The sequence below is a fragment of the Chryseobacterium sp. Y16C genome, from assembly GCF_022488405.1.
GTDB classification, from domain to species: Bacteria; Bacteroidota; Bacteroidia; order Flavobacteriales; family Weeksellaceae; genus Chryseobacterium; species Chryseobacterium geocarposphaerae.
The window spans coordinates 71,573-89,923 of sequence record NZ_CP092711.1 but is presented as its reverse complement, the minus strand read 5'-3'; the positions used below and the strand labels follow the sequence as shown (position 1 = coordinate 89,923).

General features: G+C 35.5%; 14 protein-coding genes and 1 pseudogene. 7 read left to right on the top strand and 8 right to left on the bottom strand.

Features of this window, described 5'->3' with window-relative positions:
• The first annotated feature begins 8 nt into the window (after nt 1-8).
• From MKS83_RS00360 to nhaA, 6 genes are all read left to right on the top strand, one after another.
• Nucleotides 9-371, top strand: coding sequence for a response regulator transcription factor (locus tag MKS83_RS00360; RefSeq protein ID WP_100375135.1), 363 nt, complete (start codon nt 9-11; stop codon nt 369-371).
• Nucleotides 372-515: 144 nt separating this feature from the next.
• Nucleotides 516-2,414, top strand: a complete 1,899-nt coding sequence (locus MKS83_RS00355; protein WP_240581463.1) for an AMP-binding protein — start codon at nt 516-518, stop codon at nt 2,412-2,414.
• Between the two features lie 28 nt (nt 2,415-2,442).
• Complete coding sequence (acs, locus tag MKS83_RS00350) at nt 2,443-4,374, top strand: acetate--CoA ligase (RefSeq protein ID WP_410679631.1); 1,932 nt, start codon at nt 2,443-2,445, stop codon at nt 4,372-4,374.
• Between the two features lie 210 nt (nt 4,375-4,584).
• Nucleotides 4,585-4,950, top strand: a complete 366-nt coding sequence (locus tag MKS83_RS00345; protein WP_100375132.1) for a hypothetical protein — start codon at nt 4,585-4,587, stop codon at nt 4,948-4,950.
• A gap of 116 nt (nt 4,951-5,066) precedes the next feature.
• On the top strand, nt 5,067-7,271 hold the full coding sequence (locus MKS83_RS00340) for a RelA/SpoT family protein (protein ID WP_100375131.1): 2,205 nt from the start codon (nt 5,067-5,069) through the stop codon (nt 7,269-7,271).
• Between the two features lie 11 nt (nt 7,272-7,282).
• Nucleotides 7,283-8,452 carry a Na+/H+ antiporter NhaA gene (nhaA, locus tag MKS83_RS00335; RefSeq protein ID WP_240581461.1) on the top strand — a complete coding sequence of 390 codons (1,170 nt, stop codon included), beginning with the start codon at nt 7,283-7,285 and terminating at the stop codon, nt 8,450-8,452.
• 40 nt (nt 8,453-8,492) lie between these two features.
• On the opposite strand, the gene MKS83_RS00330 is transcribed toward nhaA, so the two are convergent.
• The gene (locus MKS83_RS00330) at nt 8,493-9,512 is read right to left on the bottom strand and encodes a YihY/virulence factor BrkB family protein (RefSeq protein ID WP_100375129.1); all 1,020 of its coding nucleotides are present in this window, start codon (nt 9,510-9,512) and stop codon (nt 8,493-8,495) included.
• Nucleotides 9,513-9,515: 3 nt separating this feature from the next.
• Nucleotides 9,516-10,538: a DUF4421 family protein gene (locus MKS83_RS00325; protein WP_240581460.1), complete on the bottom strand. Its 1,023-nt coding sequence runs from the start codon at nt 10,536-10,538 to the stop codon at nt 9,516-9,518.
• Between the two features lie 121 nt (nt 10,539-10,659).
• On the opposite strand from MKS83_RS00325, the gene MKS83_RS00320 reads away from it, so the two are divergent.
• A complete protein-coding gene (locus MKS83_RS00320) occupies nt 10,660-11,133 on the top strand; it encodes a 23S rRNA (pseudouridine(1915)-N(3))-methyltransferase RlmH (protein WP_240581459.1) in 474 nt (157 codons plus the stop codon).
• A gap of 59 nt (nt 11,134-11,192) precedes the next feature.
• Here MKS83_RS00320 and MKS83_RS00315 read toward each other — a convergent pair whose 3' ends face one another.
• From MKS83_RS00315 to secD, 6 genes and pseudogenes are all read right to left on the bottom strand, one after another.
• Nucleotides 11,193-11,504: a hypothetical protein gene (locus tag MKS83_RS00315; protein WP_240581458.1), complete on the bottom strand. Its 312-nt coding sequence runs from the start codon at nt 11,502-11,504 to the stop codon at nt 11,193-11,195.
• Nucleotides 11,505-11,522: 18 nt separating this feature from the next.
• Entirely contained in the window at nt 11,523-12,341 is an 819-nt protein-coding gene (locus MKS83_RS00310) for a tetratricopeptide repeat protein (RefSeq protein ID WP_240581457.1), read from the bottom strand.
• The gene (locus MKS83_RS00305; protein WP_100375124.1) at nt 12,338-12,904 is read right to left on the bottom strand and encodes a phosphatase PAP2 family protein; all 567 of its coding nucleotides are present in this window, start codon (nt 12,902-12,904) and stop codon (nt 12,338-12,340) included. Before MKS83_RS00305 ends, MKS83_RS00310 begins: the two co-directional genes overlap by 4 nt.
• Nucleotides 12,905-12,912: 8 nt before the next feature.
• On the bottom strand, nt 12,913-13,251 hold the full coding sequence (locus tag MKS83_RS00300) for a twin-arginine translocase TatA/TatE family subunit (RefSeq protein ID WP_240581456.1): 339 nt from the start codon (nt 13,249-13,251) through the stop codon (nt 12,913-12,915).
• Between the two features lie 368 nt (nt 13,252-13,619).
• A pseudogene (locus MKS83_RS00295) lies at nt 13,620-14,861 on the bottom strand (TCR/Tet family MFS transporter); the annotation flags it as partial.
• A 373-nt stretch (nt 14,862-15,234) separates the two neighbouring features.
• Nucleotides 15,235-18,147 carry a protein translocase subunit SecD gene (gene secD, locus MKS83_RS00290; protein WP_240581454.1) on the bottom strand — a complete coding sequence of 971 codons (2,913 nt, stop codon included), beginning with the start codon at nt 18,145-18,147 and terminating at the stop codon, nt 15,235-15,237.
• Nucleotides 18,148-18,351 lie beyond the last annotated feature (204 nt).

The window sequence follows — 18,351 nt, the reverse complement described above, 5'->3', positions numbered from 1 at the left end:
CACACAACATGAAAAAGATAATTATTGCAGATGATGAACACAAAATATTAATGTCATTGGAATACAGTTTCAAGAAAAACGGTTATGATGTTTTCATCGCAAGAGACGGAACCGAAGTACTGGAATTTTTAAAAACGATGGTCCCTGATGTAATTCTACTGGATATAATGATGCCCAACCTTGATGGGTACAGCACATTGGAGCTCATCAAACAAGACAAAAAATTAAAAGATACAAAAGTCATTTTCCTGAGTGCAAAAAACAATCCAAAAGATATTGAGAGAGGACTGGAAATGGGAGCCGATGCGTATGTCACAAAACCTTATTCAATCAAAAAGCTGATACAGCAGATTGAAGAAATGTTTGAGTAGACCTGGAATGACAAAGAAAATAAAAGACTAAAAAATATCCTAAATGTCATTCTGAACGAAATGAGAGAGAAGAATCTATATCAAAATTAATAGATTTCTCCTTCGTCGAATGACAGAACGTTAAAAAATAAACGCAAAATTGATATGGATGCAGATACGCTATTTCAAAGAAGCATAGAAGATAAAGAGAATTTCTGGAAAGAACAGGCTCAGAAAATCGACTGGTTTGAATTTCCTACGCAGATTCTTTCTAAAGATGAAACACATTACACTCAGTGGTTTTCAGACGGAAAGCTGAATATGTGTTATTTGTGTATTGACAAGCATATTGAAGACGGTTTCGGCGAACAAACCGCCATTGTTTATGATTCTCCTGTCACCAATCAGAAGAAAACATATACTTTCAATCAGGCAAAAGAAGAAATTTCAAAACTGGCGGGAGGTTTGGTTTCTTTAGGCTTACAAAAAGGCGATACAGCTGTTATTTACATGCCGATGATTCCGCAGACTTTATTTGCGATGTTGGCCTGTGCGAGAATCGGGGTGATTCACAATGTCGTTTTCGGAGGTTTTGCACCACATGAATTGGTCGTGAGAATTGATGATTGTAAACCCAAAGCCCTGATTACTGCAACCGCGGGAGTTGAAATAGCAAAGAGGATTCCTTATTTGCCGTTGGTAGAAAAAGCGATTGAACTGGCTCAGGATAAAGTTGAAAACATTATCGTTTACAATAGAAAATTAGCAGAAAATCAACATGAAATGTTTGAAGGGCTGATTGATTACGAAGAACTCGTTCAAAGATCAGAACCTGCAGATTGTGTTTCAGTAGAATCCACTCACCCACTCTATTTATTGTACACATCCGGAACAACAGGAAAACCAAAAGGAATCACACGAGATACAGGTGGTTATGCAACGGCTTTAAAATTTTCCATGCAATATATTTACGGCGTTGAACCGGGAGAAACCTATTGGGCAGCTTCCGATTTTGGCTGGGCGGTTGGGCACAGTTTTTCGGTTTACGGTCCGTTGATTAACAGAAATACCACGATAATTTTTGAGGGAAAACCCATTATGACACCAGATGCGGGAACTTTTTGGAGAATTATTTCGGAATATAAAGTTTCGGTGATGTTTACGGCTCCTACAGCAATTCGTGCTATAAAAAAAGAAGATCCGAATGGTGAACTGGTAAAAAAATACGATTTAAGTCATTTCAAAAAGCAGTTTCTGGCAGGTGAAAGATGCGATGTTGCCACATTAGACTGGTTTGCAGAACATATCGGAGTTCCTGCGATTGACCATTGGTGGCAAACGGAATCCGGCTGGCCGATGTTGGGCTTAATGACTTTTGACAAAAATTATAAAATCAAAAGAGCTTCCGCTGGAAAACCAATTCCGGGATATGATATTAAAATTTTTGACGAAAACGGTTACGAACTTGATGCGCATCATGAAGGTTATTTGGTCATCAAACTTCCACTTCCTCCAGGAGCTCTACTGGGAATCTGGAATGATAAAGACCGTTTTCAAAAAAGTTATTTATCACAGTACAACGGTTATTATTTTTCAGGAGATGGTGCCATAAAAGATGAAGACGGATATATTTTCATCACAGGAAGGGTTGATGATGTTATTAATGTTGCCGGACATCGGCTTTCCACTTCGGAAATGGAGGAAATTGTTTCGTCGCATCCTGATGTTGCAGAATGTGCCGTTGTCGGAATTGATGATGAACTGAAAGGACAAATCCCTTTTGCTTCGATTGTTTTAAAAAATGGTTCAACGATTTCCGAAGAAGAAGTGGAAAAAGACATTGTAAAAACAGTTCGTGAAAAAATAGGAGCAGTTGCCTGTCTTAAAAATGTGATGACCGTAAAACGTTTACCGAAAACACGATCCGGAAAAATTTTAAGAAAATTAATACGAACCCTATTAGACGGAAAAGAATTCCAGGTTCCATCAACGATTGACGACGAAAAAATCATTGAAGAAATTCAGGAAAAAATCAAAGAATATAAGGCTAAAATAAGAAATTAAGCATACATTTAATATAAACAAAATTCAAATTTCAAAAAACGAAAGGGATATGAGAAATTACCTGATTGAAGATTTACCACATTATTTTGAAGAATATAAAAAGTCTATCAAAAATCCTAAAAAATTCTGGGATAATATAGCTGACCAAAACTTTGTGTGGTATCAGAGATGGAGCAAGGTCGTAAAATATGATATGAATGAGGCCAAAATCACGTGGTTCAAAAATGCTAAATTAAATATTACGAAAAACTGTCTGGATAGACATTTGTCGGTAAGAGGCGATAAAACAGCAATTATCTGGGAACCCAATGATCCTAGAGAGGAAGCACAACACATTTCTTATAATGAATTATACACGAGGGTCAACAAAACCGCCAATGTTTTGAAGGAAATGGGTATCGAAAAAGGTGACAGAGTCTGTATCTATCTTCCGATGATTCCTGAACTGGCCATTACCATGTTGGCTTGTGCTAAATTAGGTGCTGTTCACTCGGTAATTTTCGCAGGATTTTCAGCATCTGCAGTTTCTTCAAGAGTAAATGACTGTGGCGCAAAAATGGTAATCACTTCAGACGGAAGCTACAGAGGAAGTAAGGTTTTAGATTTAAAAAGTATCGTTGATGAAGCTTTAGAAAAAAGTCCTAGTGTTGAAAAAGTTTTGGTGGTAAAGAGAACCAATAACGAAATCAAAATGAAAGAGCACAGAGATTTCTGGATGGAAGATCTGTATGAAACAGCTTCAGCAGATTTCGTAACCATTATTATGGATGCAGAAGATCCGTTATTCATTCTGTACACTTCAGGGTCTACTGGAAAGCCTAAAGGAATGCTTCATACTTGTGCTGGATATATGGTTTATACCGCTTATACTTTTAAAAATGTTTTTAATTATAAAGAAAATGACATCTATTGGTGTACTGCCGATATCGGATGGATTACGGGACACTCGTATATTCTTTACGGACCACTTTTAAACGGTGCAACAACGGTTATTTTTGAAGGAGTTCCGACTTATCCTGAGCCAGACAGATTCTGGGAAGTTATTGACAAACATAAAGTCACTCAGTTCTACACTGCTCCAACTGCTATTCGTTCATTAGCAAAAGAAAGCACAGAATGGGTAGATAAACATGATCTTAGCTCTTTAAAGGTAATAGGATCTGTAGGTGAACCTATTAATGATGAAGCTTGGCATTGGTTTAATGATCACGTCGGAAAGAAAAAATGCCCGATTGTGGATACCTGGTGGCAAACTGAAACAGGAGGAATTATGATCTCACCACTTCCTTTTGTGACTCCAACAAAACCAACCTATGCCACCCTGCCTTTACCAGGAGTTCAACCCGTTCTAATGGATGATAAACGCAATGAAATTTCAGGGAACCAGGTAACGGGAAACCTTTGTATCCGTTTTCCATGGCCGGGAATTGCAAGAACCATCTGGGGAGACCATCAACGATATAAAGAAACATATTTCTCAGCTTTCCCCGGAAAATATTTTACAGGTGATGGTGCATTAAGAGATGAAGTTGGCTATTACAGAATTACAGGTCGTGTAGATGATGTAATTATTGTTTCCGGACATAATTTGGGAACAGCTCCTATTGAAGACAGCATCAACGAACACCCGGCTGTAGCGGAATCTGCAATTGTAGGTTATCCTCATGATATTAAAGGAAATGCTTTATACGGATTTGTTATTTTAAAAGACACAGGAGCTGACAGAAAGCAGGAAAACCTGGTTAAAGAGATCAATCAGTTAATTTCAGACCAGATCGGGCCTATTGCCAAGCTTGATAAAATCCAGTTTGTTTCCGGGCTTCCAAAAACCCGTTCAGGAAAAATCATGCGTAGAATTCTGAGAAAAATTGCAGAAGGTGATTTCAGTAATTTCGGAGATATCAGCACTTTATTGAATCCTGAAATTGTAGAGGAAATTAAAAACGAACGAATTAACTAAACTATATGAACTGAGAAATCAGGGGAACGGGCTTTACGGCCCGTTTTTTATTTGCAAATTTGAAAATTTAAACAACCGTTCAATAGAAGAAAACTACACATTCAATCAATTAACATAGATAAACATATAAAATGTTAAAAATTATTAAAAATAATTTAATTTATACCAAAAATAATACTACCTTTAAGTACAATTTAAAACATATTGCTTATGTCAAATATATTAGCTGGATTATTTGAACATCACAGCGATTACAAAAAGCTTGAAACCGATTTAGAAAACTCAGGTTTCCCAAGTTCTGATTATATAGTATACCTGAATGATTCACCTCATCATTCTCAGTATCTTGTAAGTGTAGCCGTAAAAGATACTAGCCAAGCAAATATGGCAAAAGATATTTTCACCCAAAACGCCGTTCATAAAACCTATCTATTTGAAGATATGAGTATTGATCAGGCTGATTACACTCATTTAAAAGGATATATAGACGCAAGAAATAAGGCTGAAATCCATACCAGTCCTGAAGTAAGAATAAAAGGATCAAGCAGCGGCATAGATTCCGAAGTAAAATTCTGATAAAATACAAATTCTGATAATTCTAATAACCAGGAATCCGTAGATTATTCTGCGGATTTTCTTATTTGAAAAGTTCTTTATTTTTCGTATATTCGTCTTATAACATAGGCATTCACATGAGTTACGACTTAGAGCAGGAAAATAAAGAGATCCTTGCAAGATATAAAGATTTAATTTCCAATACATATAGAACATTGGATGAGGAAAACAACAAACTCATCCGAAAAGCATTTGATATTGCATTAGATGCCCACAAAGAGCAAAGAAGGAAAACCGGAGAGCCTTATATTTACCATCCTATTGCTGTTGCTAAAATTGTGGCTACAGAAATTGGTTTGGGAGCCACTTCTATTGCCTGTGCTCTTTTACACGACGTTATTGAAGACTCTGATTATACCTATGAAGATCTGAAGAAAATTTTTGGTGAAAAAATAGCCAATATCGTAAATGGACTCACCAAGATTTCCATCATGAATCATCAGAATATTTCGGTGCAGTCTGAGAATTACAGAAAATTACTCTTAACGCTTTCCGAAGACTTCAGGGTTATTCTCATTAAAATTGCAGATCGTCTTCACAATATGCGTACGCTGGAAAGTATGGCTCCGGATAAGCAGAAAAAGATTGCTTCCGAAACGGTTTATATTTATGCTCCTATGGCTCACCGTTTAGGACTGTATAACATCAAATCTGAGCTTGAAGATCTTTCTTTAAAATACAACAATCCTGATATTTACAATGAGATTGCGGAAAAATTGGAATTAGCCAAAGAAAGCCGTGAAAAGTATATTGAAGAGTTTAAAAAAGAAGTTTCTGAAAAACTGCATGAAGAAGGACTCAATTTCAAAATTAAAGGCCGTGCAAAAGCAATTTCTTCTATTTACAGAAAAATGCTGAAACAAGGCGTTTCGTTTGAAGAGGTTTTCGACAATTATGCGATTAGGATTATCTACAAATCGGATGCGAAGAATGAAAAATTCCTTGCCTGGAAAATATATTCCATCGTAACGGATGTTTATCACAGTAATCCTTCAAGAATGCGCGACTGGATTACACAACCGCGTTCTACAGGCTATGAAAGCTTACATTTAACAGTTCTTGGTCCCGACAAAAAATGGATTGAAGTTCAGATCCGCTCCGAAAGGATGGACGAAATAGCCGAAAAAGGGGTTGCAGCCCATTATAAATACAAAGAAGGGTATAAACAAAGCTCTGAAGACCGTAACTTTGAAAACTGGGTAACAGAGATCCGGGAAGTATTGGAACAACAACAAAATCTTTCTACATCGGAACTACTGGACAACATTAAGCTTAATCTATACTCAAAAGAGGTTTTTGTATTTACGCCTAAAGGTGAGATTAAAATTTTACCAACCAATGCTACCGCGCTCGATTTTGCTTTTGCAGTACACTCGGATTTAGGAATGAAATGTTTAGGAGCCAAGATAAACGGAAAACTGGTTCCTATTTCTTATATTCTCCAAAACGGGGATCAGGTGGATATTCTTTCTTCACAAAATCAAAAGCCTAAATCTGACTGGCTAGAATTTGTAGTGACTTCCAAAGCAAAGTCGAAGATTAAAAGTTATCTGAACTCTCAAAAAAATCAGCTGGTAGAAGAAGGAAAAGAAATTCTTCAAAGAAAGCTTCGCCATGCTAAAATCAATTTCAATGATGAGGAAATTAATAAACTCCAAAAATTCTTCAATCTTAAGAGCTCTCAGGAATTATTTCTTAAGTTCCAGAATAATGAACTGGATGCAAGCAGCCTGAGAAAATATATTGAAAGTAAAAACGTTTTCAACAACTTACTTTCCAGATTCAGAAAATCGCCTTCAAAAAATGTTCATTACGAAGAGCCTAAAGAGCAGAATCTGGACATGATTGTCTTCGGAAAAGATGAAGAAAAATTAAACTACAGCTATGCAAAATGCTGTACAGTGATTCCGGGAGACAAAATTTTTGGATTTATTACCATCTCTGATGGTATTAAAGTACACAGTGATAACTGTCCCAATGCCATCAATCTTCGGGCTCAGTACGATTACCGTGTGATTCCTGCCAAATGGGTGAATGCGGAAAGCTTTAAAAACAGAATAAAAATTGAAATTGAAGGCTTGGACAGAATGGGAATGATCAATGATATAACGGCTGTCATAAGCGGTGCAATGGGAATGGATATGAAAAGTATGTCTATTGAATCCAATGACGGAGTTTTCAACGGTACCATTAATCTTGAAGTAAAAAACAGAAGCCAACTGGAAGAGACCTTTAAAAAACTAAAAGCAATCAATGGCGTTTCAAGAATAAGAAGAATATAATTGGGATTGATATGAATTTGACATTATATTTTAAAAGATTCTTTAATAACAGTCAGTTTTCGGGAATTATGCTCATTTTATGTGTTATAATTTCATTACTGATTGCCAATTCGTCTATTGGTGACGGCTTTCAGCATTTTTTAGACCAGGAAATCGGTATTTCTGCTTTTCATTTAGAATATCCGGTAAGTGTCTGGATCAATGATGGTTTAATGGCTGTCTTTTTTCTTTTGGTGGGGCTTGAAATTAAAAGAGAAATCATTGAAGGAGAACTTTCTTCATTTAAGAATGCTTCTCTTCCTATCGTTGCTGCTATCGGCGGAATGCTTGTTCCAGCTGTTATTTTCACTATTTTTAATCTCGGAACTCAATACGAAAACGGCTGGGGAATTCCTATGGCTACTGATATTGCATTTTCCCTGGCTATTATTTCCATGCTGGGAAGCAGGATTCCGAACTCTATTAAAGTTTTTCTGGCTGCTCTGGCTATTGTAGACGATTTAGGAGCAATACTCGTAATAGCAATATTTTATACAGATCAGATACACTGGGTGTATTTACTGCTTTCTTTAGGAGTGACTTTATTATTATTTATTTTAAACTTTTTTAAAGTTACTAAGCTTATTTTCTATATTATTCCGGGAATATTTTTATGGTATTTTCTTCATCATTCAGGAATTCATGCTACTATTGCAGGTGTTTTATTAGCCTTTTCAATTCCCACCAATGAATCTGATACAGAAATATCGCCTTTAGAAAAACTTGAACATACGTTAAGCATTCCGGTAAGCTTTTTAATCATGCCTATATTTGCGCTTGCCAACACTAATATTACTTTCAATAACACAATGATAGGAGGACTCACTAATACGTTAGGACTCGGAATTGTCTGCGGATTAGTTTTAGGTAAGCTCATTGGCATTAACCTGTTCTCTTTTCTTGCTATAAAATTTAAACTAAGCTCGCTGCCACAGAACAGCTCATGGATGCAAATGATTGGAGTAGGCTGTTTGGCAGGAATTGGCTTTACGATGTCTATTTTTATCGCTTTACTTTCCTTTAAAACAGAAATACAGGTTCAGGATGAGGCCAAATTCGCCATATTGGTGGCTTCTTTTTTATCTGCTTTTTTAGGATATATGATTTTGAAAATAAGCTCTAAGAAATTTTCAGAAGACTAAATTTGGAAACATTTAATCAGAAAAAAATTTTAAAGTTATTTTAAGCTTTAGAATCGTTTTCCTGATTTAATTTTCTAGTATGTTCTTCATCACTTTCCAGGTCAGGTTCTTTAACTGCAGCCTTATACACCAAAGCTTCTTTTTGAAGTTCATCGGAAAGTAATTTTTCAAGCCTTAATTTTCTTATGGCCATATTGAGCTCATTTCCGAATAGAAGCAGGTATACATTTACATTTACCCAAACCATCAGAAGAATCATACTCCCGATAGAGCCGTATAAAACGTTATACCTTGCAATATCTTTCACATAAATGGCAAAAATATAGGTTGTAAGGACAAATAAAACTGTTGTCAGAATCGCTCCGGGAATCGCCTGTCTGAATCTTATAATCTTCACGGTACCCAACCAGTAAAATAAAGCTAAAAGGATAAAATAAAACAAAGGAAATGAAACGAATCCAATGATTTTTGAAAGGTTATCCACCAGCCATGAAATATCATAAGACGGTGTAAAAAGTTTCATAACAACCTCTACATAGTATACTCCGAAAAGCGTCAGAAATACAATGGAAATAAACCCGATGGTAATGAAAAAAGAAAGAATAAATTCTTTTACATCTGTCAGTTTTTCTTCAGAATTTTCATTAAAGCCATTAATTAATGAGAAAGTACCATTTGTAGCAAAAACCAAAGCCAGAATAATCGTAAGATTGCTGATCCCTTTCATATTGGGAATAATATTGGTTTCTATATACCCTCTTACATCTCCTTCCATATTGGATGGGAAAACATTATGCATTAAAACTTCAAAAATATAAAACTGAAGCTTGTCATAATGCGGCATATAAGGCAATACGGAAAGCAGGAAAAGAAGAAAAGGAAACAAACTTATGGTAAAGCTCCAGGAAATTGCCGCTGCTTTTCTGCCTATTTTTCCTTTAAAAATACCTGAAATATAGATCTGAAACATCTGCCAAAGCGATATTCCCAAAACAGGAATATGAATACCGTCAAAAAACTCTTGAATCTTCAAGATAAATCTAGGAAGTTTTATACCCATGTTCTATTTTAAAATATGATCTATTTTATCAAAGTTTCTATTTACAAATGTAGGGGAATTAAACCGGAAACCAATTCCCACCCGAAACAACCATTGTGTTGTTGAGTAAAAATTCTCATTAGAACTATTGATCCAGTTCAGCTGAAACCCTCCTCCGAAAAACCATTTTCCATTATCATATCCCATTCTCGCATTAGAGTACAGCCCTACATTAAACTCATGAAAGTCTTCACCAATTAGTTTTGAATAATAAAATTCAGGATAAGCCTCCAATATTGCATACCAATTCCCTTCGATTTTCTTCTGCACTCCTCCACCCGATCTTAAAGCAATTCTGAAATCTTTCGAAGGAGAATTGTCGGCACTTTCATTAAAGATTTCACCCTGATAAATTGTTTTGTTAAAATCACTGAGAATATTATACTGATAAAACAGACCTGTACTTACAATAAAAATGTCTTTCAGGGGTTTATACGTCATATTGTTAAAACTTCTGTAATCGTTTTTATTTCCCAGTAGCAAATAACTTGTTTCTCCTTTAAAAGATCTGTATTTGGCATCAGGAAACTGCAGATATCCTTCCTCATTATAATCATCACCGTAAATCAGGCGCATAAATTCCTTGGTATCCTGAAAATACAATCCTTTTACCTGACTAAAATAAACATATTGCCGGAGTTTCGGACTCACAAAAAAAGTAAATCCTACATTAAAGTATTTTGATTTTCCTTTTTCCGGGTCATCATTATTGATTCTTGTGAGTTTCGGAGCCAATGAAAAACTCACATCCAGCCATCTATAGCGTAAGAAAAATTCAGTGTAGAAAGCGTCATTGGGCCTTAATCGAAAAATTTTATCCTGATATAACAATCCGAAAATATTGTGAATGTAGCTCAATCCCGCCACCACCGAAACTTTCTTTTTATCTTCTTCTAGATATTTTTCATCCCGGATTTCACCAATTTCCTGAGCATAAGAAACTGATGAAAAACAAAAAAGCAGACAAGAAAGGATTTTTACTTGCATCGGATTGGTGTTCTAACAAAAGTAATGATTTTTAAATTTGAAACCGTTTAAAAACACTGTGAATTATGTCTTTCTTTAATTTATGAATATCTTTGTCCCCGTAAATATTTAAAGCCAGGAAATGCAGATCAATTTGCTTTGTATCGGAAAAACTGATGATAAAGAAATCACGTCATTAATCAGTTACTATCTGAAACGCCTCCCTAAACACTGGAATTTTGAAATTATAGAAATTCCGGATGTAAAAAATGCTAAAAACCTTACTCCTGATCTTCTTAAAAAGGAAGAAGCAAAACTTTTTCTGAACCACATTGATAAAAATGATCTGGTTGTGATTCTGGACGAGAAAGGAAAACAGTTTACCAGCCGTGAATTCGCACAAAAAATAGATATGTGGATGAATTCCTCTGTAAAAAAGATTCATCTTTTAATTGGGGGAGCCTATGGATTTTCTGATGAAATTTATAGCAGGACCAATGAAAAAATGTCATTATCTAAAATGACATTTACCCATCAAATGATCCGCTTGTTTATTGTGGAGCAGTTGTATCGTGCTGATCAGATTTTACAGGGAAAACCATATCATAACGATTAAGTATCTTAATATTTTCACTTGGCACATTCTTTTAAAGGATGCACCAAGTGAATATAAAATTATTTTTTTGTATTTACCATCACTATTTGGGTGATTCCTTTTTCTTGGAATTTTTTCTTGATTTTATCATCTGTAAGCACCATTACATTTTTTATATTTTCGTAAGGAACTTTTTTTACAGCTTCAATACTGCTTTCTTCTTTGTCAATGTAAAAAATTGATTTGGAAGCAGATTCTTCAGCTTTTTTCAAAGCTGCCACCAAAAGGGAATTCTCCTGAGTCTTTGTTTCAGCCTGTTGAGCATTTGCAAAAGTCATTGCTCCAAGAGTAAAAACTGTGATAGCGAATGGTTTCAGATTTGGGAATTTCATATAGTATATTTAACTCAATTATTTTTTTTCACATTTAGCATAATACTCCTGTAATAGGGCTTTTTCGTAACCTAAGCTTACTGCTTTATCTAAATTCGTACATGCTTCTTTAGGTTTTGCCGTATCAAACAGGATCTGAGCTTTGGTAACGTAAGCCTGAGCGAATTTCGGATCAACAGAAATTGATTTATTAACATCAGCAAGCGCTTCTTTTGTTTTTTTCATTTTAAGGTAAATATCCCCTCTCCCGCTGTATAATAATGATTCGGGCTTTTCAGAAATTAACTGATTATAATCTTTTAAAGCACCTTCAAGATCGCCGTTTCTTTTTTTAAGATTCGCCAGTCCGGTTCTTGCAAGAATATTATCAGGAGCAAAGCTTAAAACATGCTGTAAATCTTTCTGTGCCAAATCTTTCTTTCCTAAATTGTCATATATTTTGGACCGGAGTAAATAAAGATTAGCACTCTCTGGCTCTAATGATATCCCTGTATTAACATACTCTAAAGCTTTCGTTTTACTTCCTTTCAGATTATGCAAAGACGCCAGATTTTCATATACAGAAACAGATTTCGGGTTTGATTTTAAAGCAGATTCATAGGATTTGAATGCTTGAGTAGTTTTACCTAATCTGCGTTGTGAAGTTCCGAGATTATCGTAATATTCTGACTGAAATTTCTGAATTTGTTCTTTTTCAGCAAGCTTTGTATATTGTTCCTCAGCACATTTATAGTCGGCCTTACTGAAACATTCTTCTGCTGTTTTTTTGTCTTGTCCGTGGAATAATTGAACCACTGAAAAAGTGGCGAAAGTAAAAAATAGGAGTTTTGTTTTCATATAGTTTTAGTTTGTTTGTTGATCACTTTTTTGGCGAGCATAGCAAAAAGCCCTCCCAATAAAGATCCAACAAACGCCCCCACCAAAATATCTATCGGGAAATGCACACCTAAATAAATTCTGCTGTATGCTACGATTGCAGCCCACACAAATATAAAATAAGGAAACCAATTTAGCTTATTTTTTAATAAAAAACTTAAATAAGTTGCTAAAAAGAAAGTATTGGAAGCATGTGCCGAATAAAAACCGAACTGACCACCACATTTCACAATTCTCATATGATCTTGTAAACTAGGGTCATGGCAAGGTCTTAATCTCGCAACTCCATATTTAAATACGCCTGCTAACTGATCAGAAATAGTAACTCCGATCGCGACAAATATTAATATAAAGACAAAAGATCTTAGCTTATAATTTTTGAAAAGTAAATAACAAAAGATAATATAAAGCGGAACCCAAATCCAGGTACTTGAAATCAGCATCCAAAACTGATCGAAAGAGGAACTTCCTAAGTTATTTAGATATAAAAATACGCTTTTATCTTCCTGAATAATTTCTTCCATACTCTATCCTATCTGCTTACAGGTCCTTCATACGTTTCATCCTCTGAAGGTTTAATTTGCACCTGCTCTGTTTTCGTGGAAGAAGGTTCGTTTAAGATATCTTTTTCAATATCTTTCATGGAATTAAAATCTTTGGCAGCATCTTTTACTTTTTCAATCTCACGTTTGATCTCAGAAACAGGATTATCCGTTTCTTTCATGATCTCCGTTTTGATGTCTTCCACTGCACCACGCATTTTTCTTACGCCTGCTCCCAAGTCACGCGCAATCTGAGGAAGTTTATCCGGTCCGAATAATACAACGATCGCTACGGCAATCAATGCCATTTCTCCAATGCTTAATTCCATTTGCCAAAATTACGAAAGATTATGCAATTGTATTATGCTATATATCAATTTTAAATAAATTTTAAGAATTTAAACAATAAGGGGTTAAATATATTGTTTAGAGTTTAAGCTTTATTATTTGAGTTTAAGACAATTCAATATATGATTGCTATTCCGACAGAGCCTAAGGATGCGAACACAGTCCAAAGGACCTATTATTTTTTCCTTTAATAAGCAATTTAAATTGTTAAAGAAAAATTAATTCACTTAAATTTGATTTAATTCAAATACTTTATTATATTTAAAACATCAATTATTGTAAAATTCATTTCATAAATTCATATACTTCTTCAAAAGCAACAAGAGGATCAAATTTGATCCCCTTGTTTTTATTTGATACTTTCTTTTTCTGAATTCTTGTTTTTAAAATTAAAATAAGTGATAATTACACTTACAGCCATCAAAACAAATGCTAAGAAAAACGGTGCTCCTGAAAACTTAAAGGGTGCCTCGTCATGAGTAAAAAAATAAAATAAATTCGTCATCATCGGAGGCCCGATAATAGAAGTTGCACTCATTAGACTCGTTAAAGCTCCTTGCAATTCTCCCTGTTCATTCGAAGGAACACTTTTCGTAATGACTGATTGTAAAGCCGGGCCGCAAATCCCTCCCAAACAGTAAGGAATAAGGAATACGAACATCATCCAGCCTTGTGAGGCAAAAGCAAACAACAGCATTCCGATGGCATATAAGGCCAAACCGTAATAAATGCTTTTTTGTTCGCCCAATCTTGGTGTTGTCCATCGAATCAAACCTCCCTGAACTAATCCCACCAATAAACCTACAACTCCGAGGGAAATACCCACCATTCTTTCAGTCCAACTGAATTTGTACATGGTAAAGAAGCTCCAGTTACTCTGTACAGCATGTCCTGCAATGTAGATTAATATCAAAGAAACTATGAGACCCGAAATTTCAGGATGCTTTCCTAAAAACTTAAATGATCCGATCGGATTAGCTCTTTTCCAGTTAAATTCTCTTCTTTTATCTTTATCCAGACTTTCCGGAAGAATGAAATACCCATAAAGAAAGTTTAATAAACACAATCCTGCCGCTGCGTAAAAAGGAACTCTTGAACCGTAATGTCCCAAAACTCCACCTAAGACCGGTCCGATAATAAATCCTAGTCCGAAAGCGGCGCCAATCAAACCAAAATTCTTGGCTCTGTCTTCATCGGTTGAAATATCCGCAATATAAGCACTCGCTGTTGTAACACTGGCTCCGGTAATTCCCGCAATGACCCTTCCTAGAAACAACCACCAAATGGTGGGCGCTAAAGCCAGGAAAATATAATCAACTGCAAATCCGAAAAGCGAGATAAGAATAATCGGTCTTCGTCCGAATTTATCACTTAAATTCCCCACCACCGGAGAGAAAATAAATTGTGTAAATGCATAAGCAAAACCCAGCCAACCTCCATATTTGGCAGCTTCACTTATGTCACTGTGAATAAGTTCCTCAATTAATTTCGGAACTACCGGAATGATGATCCCCCATCCCGTAATATCAATCAATAACGTAATAAATATGAAGCCAATAGCGGCTTTTTTCTTTGAGTTTTCCATAACTGTGCAAAAATAATCAAATAAGGAAAAATAATGATTCTAAATTATATTAATTGGATGTTAGATTTTTAACTGATAGTTAGTAATCGTTTGGTGGCTAAAACCATATTATTTAAATTGATTTTGAAAGATGACAAATTTTACAAGATACTTCAAATTGAAATGAATGACTTTAGTCTAGCCCCGATTGCAGCAATTGTTTGAGCTCATTTTAAATTGTTTCGGCAGCGGCGGCAAAGCCGCCGCTGCCGAAACAATTTAAAATAGCGAGTGCGGAAAGCGGGAAAAAGCTTTAAATAAAATTCGATTCATTCATCATTACGCACAAAAAAAGCCTTTCAGGTTTGAAAGGCTTTTTTCTTATTTATTGTAGTATAAGTTATTTTGAAGCAAGTACTTCTTTGTTTGAAGTAGATTTACCATGTACTTCCTCTTCTTTTCCTTTTTTAAGGAAGTCATAAGCAATCGCCGATGCCACGAAGATAGATGAGTAAGTACCGAATCCGATACCAATTAACATCGCAAACATAAATCCTCTCAAGTTATCTCCACCGAAAATGAAGATTGCCAAGATTACTAAAATTGTAGTAAATGAGGTGTTGAATGTTCTACCCAATGTACTAGAAATAGAATCATCAAATAGTCCAGCTAATGTTAAAGATTTTTTCTCTCTTAAGTATTCTCTAATTCTGTCGAAGATAATTACCGTATCGTTGATTGAGTACCCTAAAACCGTCAGGATCGCAGCGATGAAATCCTGGTTGATCTCCATGTTGAACGGCATATATTTATGAAGCAGGGAATACGCTCCCAAAATGATTACGGCATCATGGAATAGTGCAGCAACCGCACCCAAAGAGAACTGCCATTTTCTAAATCTCAATAAGATATAGATAAAGATAATTCCTAATGCTCCTAAAACTGCATAAATACCGTGAATTTTAATATCATCTGCTACGGAAGGTCCTACTTTTTCAGAAGAAATAATTCCAGCATGTTCTTTATCTGCAGATTTGAAATCTTTCAATGTAGTTCCTGCAGGTAAGTTTGCTTTTAATCCTTCGAACAATTTTTGCTCAATGATTTGGTCAGCTTTTAAAGATTCATCTTCGATAAGGTAATCTGTAGAGATCTTCAACTGATTATTGCTTCCAAAAGTTTTAGCTTCAACAGAAGAATTCTTTCCATCTTCAGTTTTGAATAATGCTACTAATTTATCTTCAACATCTTCAGCTTTAACGTCTTTATCAAATCTTACCACATAGTTTCTACCTCCGGTAAAATCAATACCATATTTGAACCCGTGAGTTGCAATTGAAATGATACAAACCAGCGTTAACACAGCAGAGAAAATGTAAGCGTATTTTCTTTTTCCGATGAAATCGATCCAAGTATTTCTGAATAGGTTCTTTGTTGCAGGAGTCCAAACAGAAAGTCCTTTTCCTTTATTTAATCTTGAGAAGATCATTACTCTCGAAAGCAATACAGACGTAAATAATGTCATTGCAACCCCAATCATCAAGGTCAAAGCGAAACCTTTGATAGGTCCTGTTCCGAAGAAGAACAATACAACCGCCGTTAAGAAAGTAGTTGTGTGACCATCGATAATCGCATTCAACGCATGTTTGAAACCATCTTTGTAAGCTTCAAGAATACTCTTGCCTGCAAATAATTCTTCTTTTGTTCTTTCATAGATGATAACGTTTGTATCGACAGCAACTGCCATCGTTAAAACGATACCCGCGATACCAGGAAGGGTAAGAGTGAAATCTCCCGAATCCATAATACCGAAAATATAGAATAAGTTAATAACCATTGCAATTACCGCATAAACACCCGCTCCACCATAGTAGAAAATGATATAAACGATAATAATAGCAAATGCAATCATGAATGACATCAGACCTGCATCAATAGATTCTTGTCCTAAAGATGGCCCTACAACTGTAGCCTGAACCACTTTTGCACCTGCAGGTAATTTACCTGCTCCTAATACGTCTACCAATTCTTTAGCTTCTTCCTGAGAGAAGTTACCAGAAATCTGAGTTCTACCGTTAGGAATTGCACCTACAACATTCGGAGCAGTATAAACTCTACCATCCAATGTTACCGCAACTGGTTTACCAACGTTTTTCTCTGTTAATGTTTTCCATTCTTTAGCCCCTTTAGAATCCATCTGCATGTCTACTACTATTCTGCTTAGCTCATCATAACTAATGTTAGCCGTTTCAACAGCACCGTCTACTGGAGCTTTTTGGTTGATGTTACCTCTAATTGCATACAGTACCAAGCTTTCAGCATCTGTAGCCTCAGGTTTGTACCCCCACATAAATTGGGTATATTTAATGTTAGCCGGACGTAAAGACTGAGCTACTTTGCTGTTTAAAATTTTGTTTACAACAGCTGTATCAGATAATTTTACACTTCCAACCGCACTTGGACTCATAGATTTTCCTCCCTGGATGATATTTGCAAAATTTGTGTTTTTTGCAACACCCATAGAATCTCCTTTTGCAGCTACCATTGTGCTCAATGTTTGGAAATAAGGAGCAATTTCAGTGATTTGCTGTACTTCCCAGAATTGAAGTTTTGCAGAAGTCTGAAGCATCTTCTTTACTTTGTCAATGTCTTTCATTCCCGGCATTTCCACAGAAATTCTAGCAGTTCCAGGTACTCTCTGAACATTCGGCTGAATTGCACCCAACTTATCAATTCTCGTTCTGATTACTTCAAAAGCTGTTCCTACAGATGCATCGATCTTTCTTTTCACGATGCTTTTTACCTGTTCATCCGGTGTATTGTACTTCACCTCAGTAAGGGTTGTATTTCCGAAGATTTCAGGATCTGCCAATTTCAGGTTTGTACCTTTAGCTTTGTTTACAGCATCAAACTGTTCGAAGAAATTGTCGATGTAAGCTTTTGTAGAATTCTTTTGTGCTTCATCAGTTTTGTTTAAAGCCTCAATAAGAACAGGGTTGGTAGAATAATTTGTTAAATCATTCACAAGATCTCTTTGGTTGATTTCCAAAAGAACGTTGATCCCTCCTTTCAAGTCAAGACCAAGTTTCATTTCCTTGTCTTTGGCTTTAGTGTAATAAAGTTTTGTGAATCCCAGGTTCAGAGTATCCTTAGAAAGTTTTGCAATTTCTTTCTGATACTTTTCCGGATTGTCTCCTGCAATAGCAGTTGCCTGCTTTTCAATTTTGCTGGCGTACCAAGTTGGTAATAGCTCATTTAAGCAAATCAACCCTAGTACAATAGCGACAATTGTAATAAGTCCTTTTCCTTGCATTTTGTTATAACTACGTTAAATTAAGTCGGCAAATATAATCATTTTATTGAATTTTATGAATTTTTAACAACAGAAATCGTTTATTTTCAGATATATCGGCATTCTTATTTTCATTTAAGATTTAATAATTTTTTGAGGATATTTTAGTGAATTTTTCAACGTTCGATTGGTATGAAATTTTCATTCAGCTTTAATACACTAAAT

Excerpts from the sequence above, each read along its gene's own strand:
- MKS83_RS00360 (WP_100375135.1), top strand. The coding sequence starts at position 9 with ATGAAAAAGATAATTATTGCAGATGATGAACACAAAATATTAATGTCA.
- MKS83_RS00355 (WP_240581463.1), top strand. The coding sequence starts at position 516 with ATGGATGCAGATACGCTATTTCAAAGAAGCATAGAAGATAAAGAGAAT.
- MKS83_RS00345 (WP_100375132.1), top strand. The coding sequence starts at position 4,585 with ATGTCAAATATATTAGCTGGATTATTTGAACATCACAGCGATTACAAA.
- MKS83_RS00340 (WP_100375131.1), top strand. The coding sequence starts at position 5,067 with ATGAGTTACGACTTAGAGCAGGAAAATAAAGAGATCCTTGCAAGATAT.
- nhaA (WP_240581461.1), top strand. The coding sequence starts at position 7,283 with ATGAATTTGACATTATATTTTAAAAGATTCTTTAATAACAGTCAGTTT.
- MKS83_RS00330 (WP_100375129.1), bottom strand. The coding sequence starts at position 9,512 with ATGGGTATAAAACTTCCTAGATTTATCTTGAAGATTCAAGAGTTTTTT.
- MKS83_RS00325 (WP_240581460.1), bottom strand. The coding sequence starts at position 10,538 with ATGCAAGTAAAAATCCTTTCTTGTCTGCTTTTTTGTTTTTCATCAGTT.
- MKS83_RS00320 (WP_240581459.1), top strand. The coding sequence starts at position 10,660 with ATGCAGATCAATTTGCTTTGTATCGGAAAAACTGATGATAAAGAAATC.
- MKS83_RS00315 (WP_240581458.1), bottom strand. The coding sequence starts at position 11,504 with ATGAAATTCCCAAATCTGAAACCATTCGCTATCACAGTTTTTACTCTT.
- MKS83_RS00310 (WP_240581457.1), bottom strand. The coding sequence starts at position 12,341 with ATGAAAACAAAACTCCTATTTTTTACTTTCGCCACTTTTTCAGTGGTT.
- MKS83_RS00305 (WP_100375124.1), bottom strand. The coding sequence starts at position 12,904 with ATGGAAGAAATTATTCAGGAAGATAAAAGCGTATTTTTATATCTAAAT.
- MKS83_RS00300 (WP_240581456.1), bottom strand. The coding sequence starts at position 13,251 with ATGGAATTAAGCATTGGAGAAATGGCATTGATTGCCGTAGCGATCGTT.
- secD (WP_240581454.1), bottom strand. The coding sequence starts at position 18,147 with ATGCAAGGAAAAGGACTTATTACAATTGTCGCTATTGTACTAGGGTTG.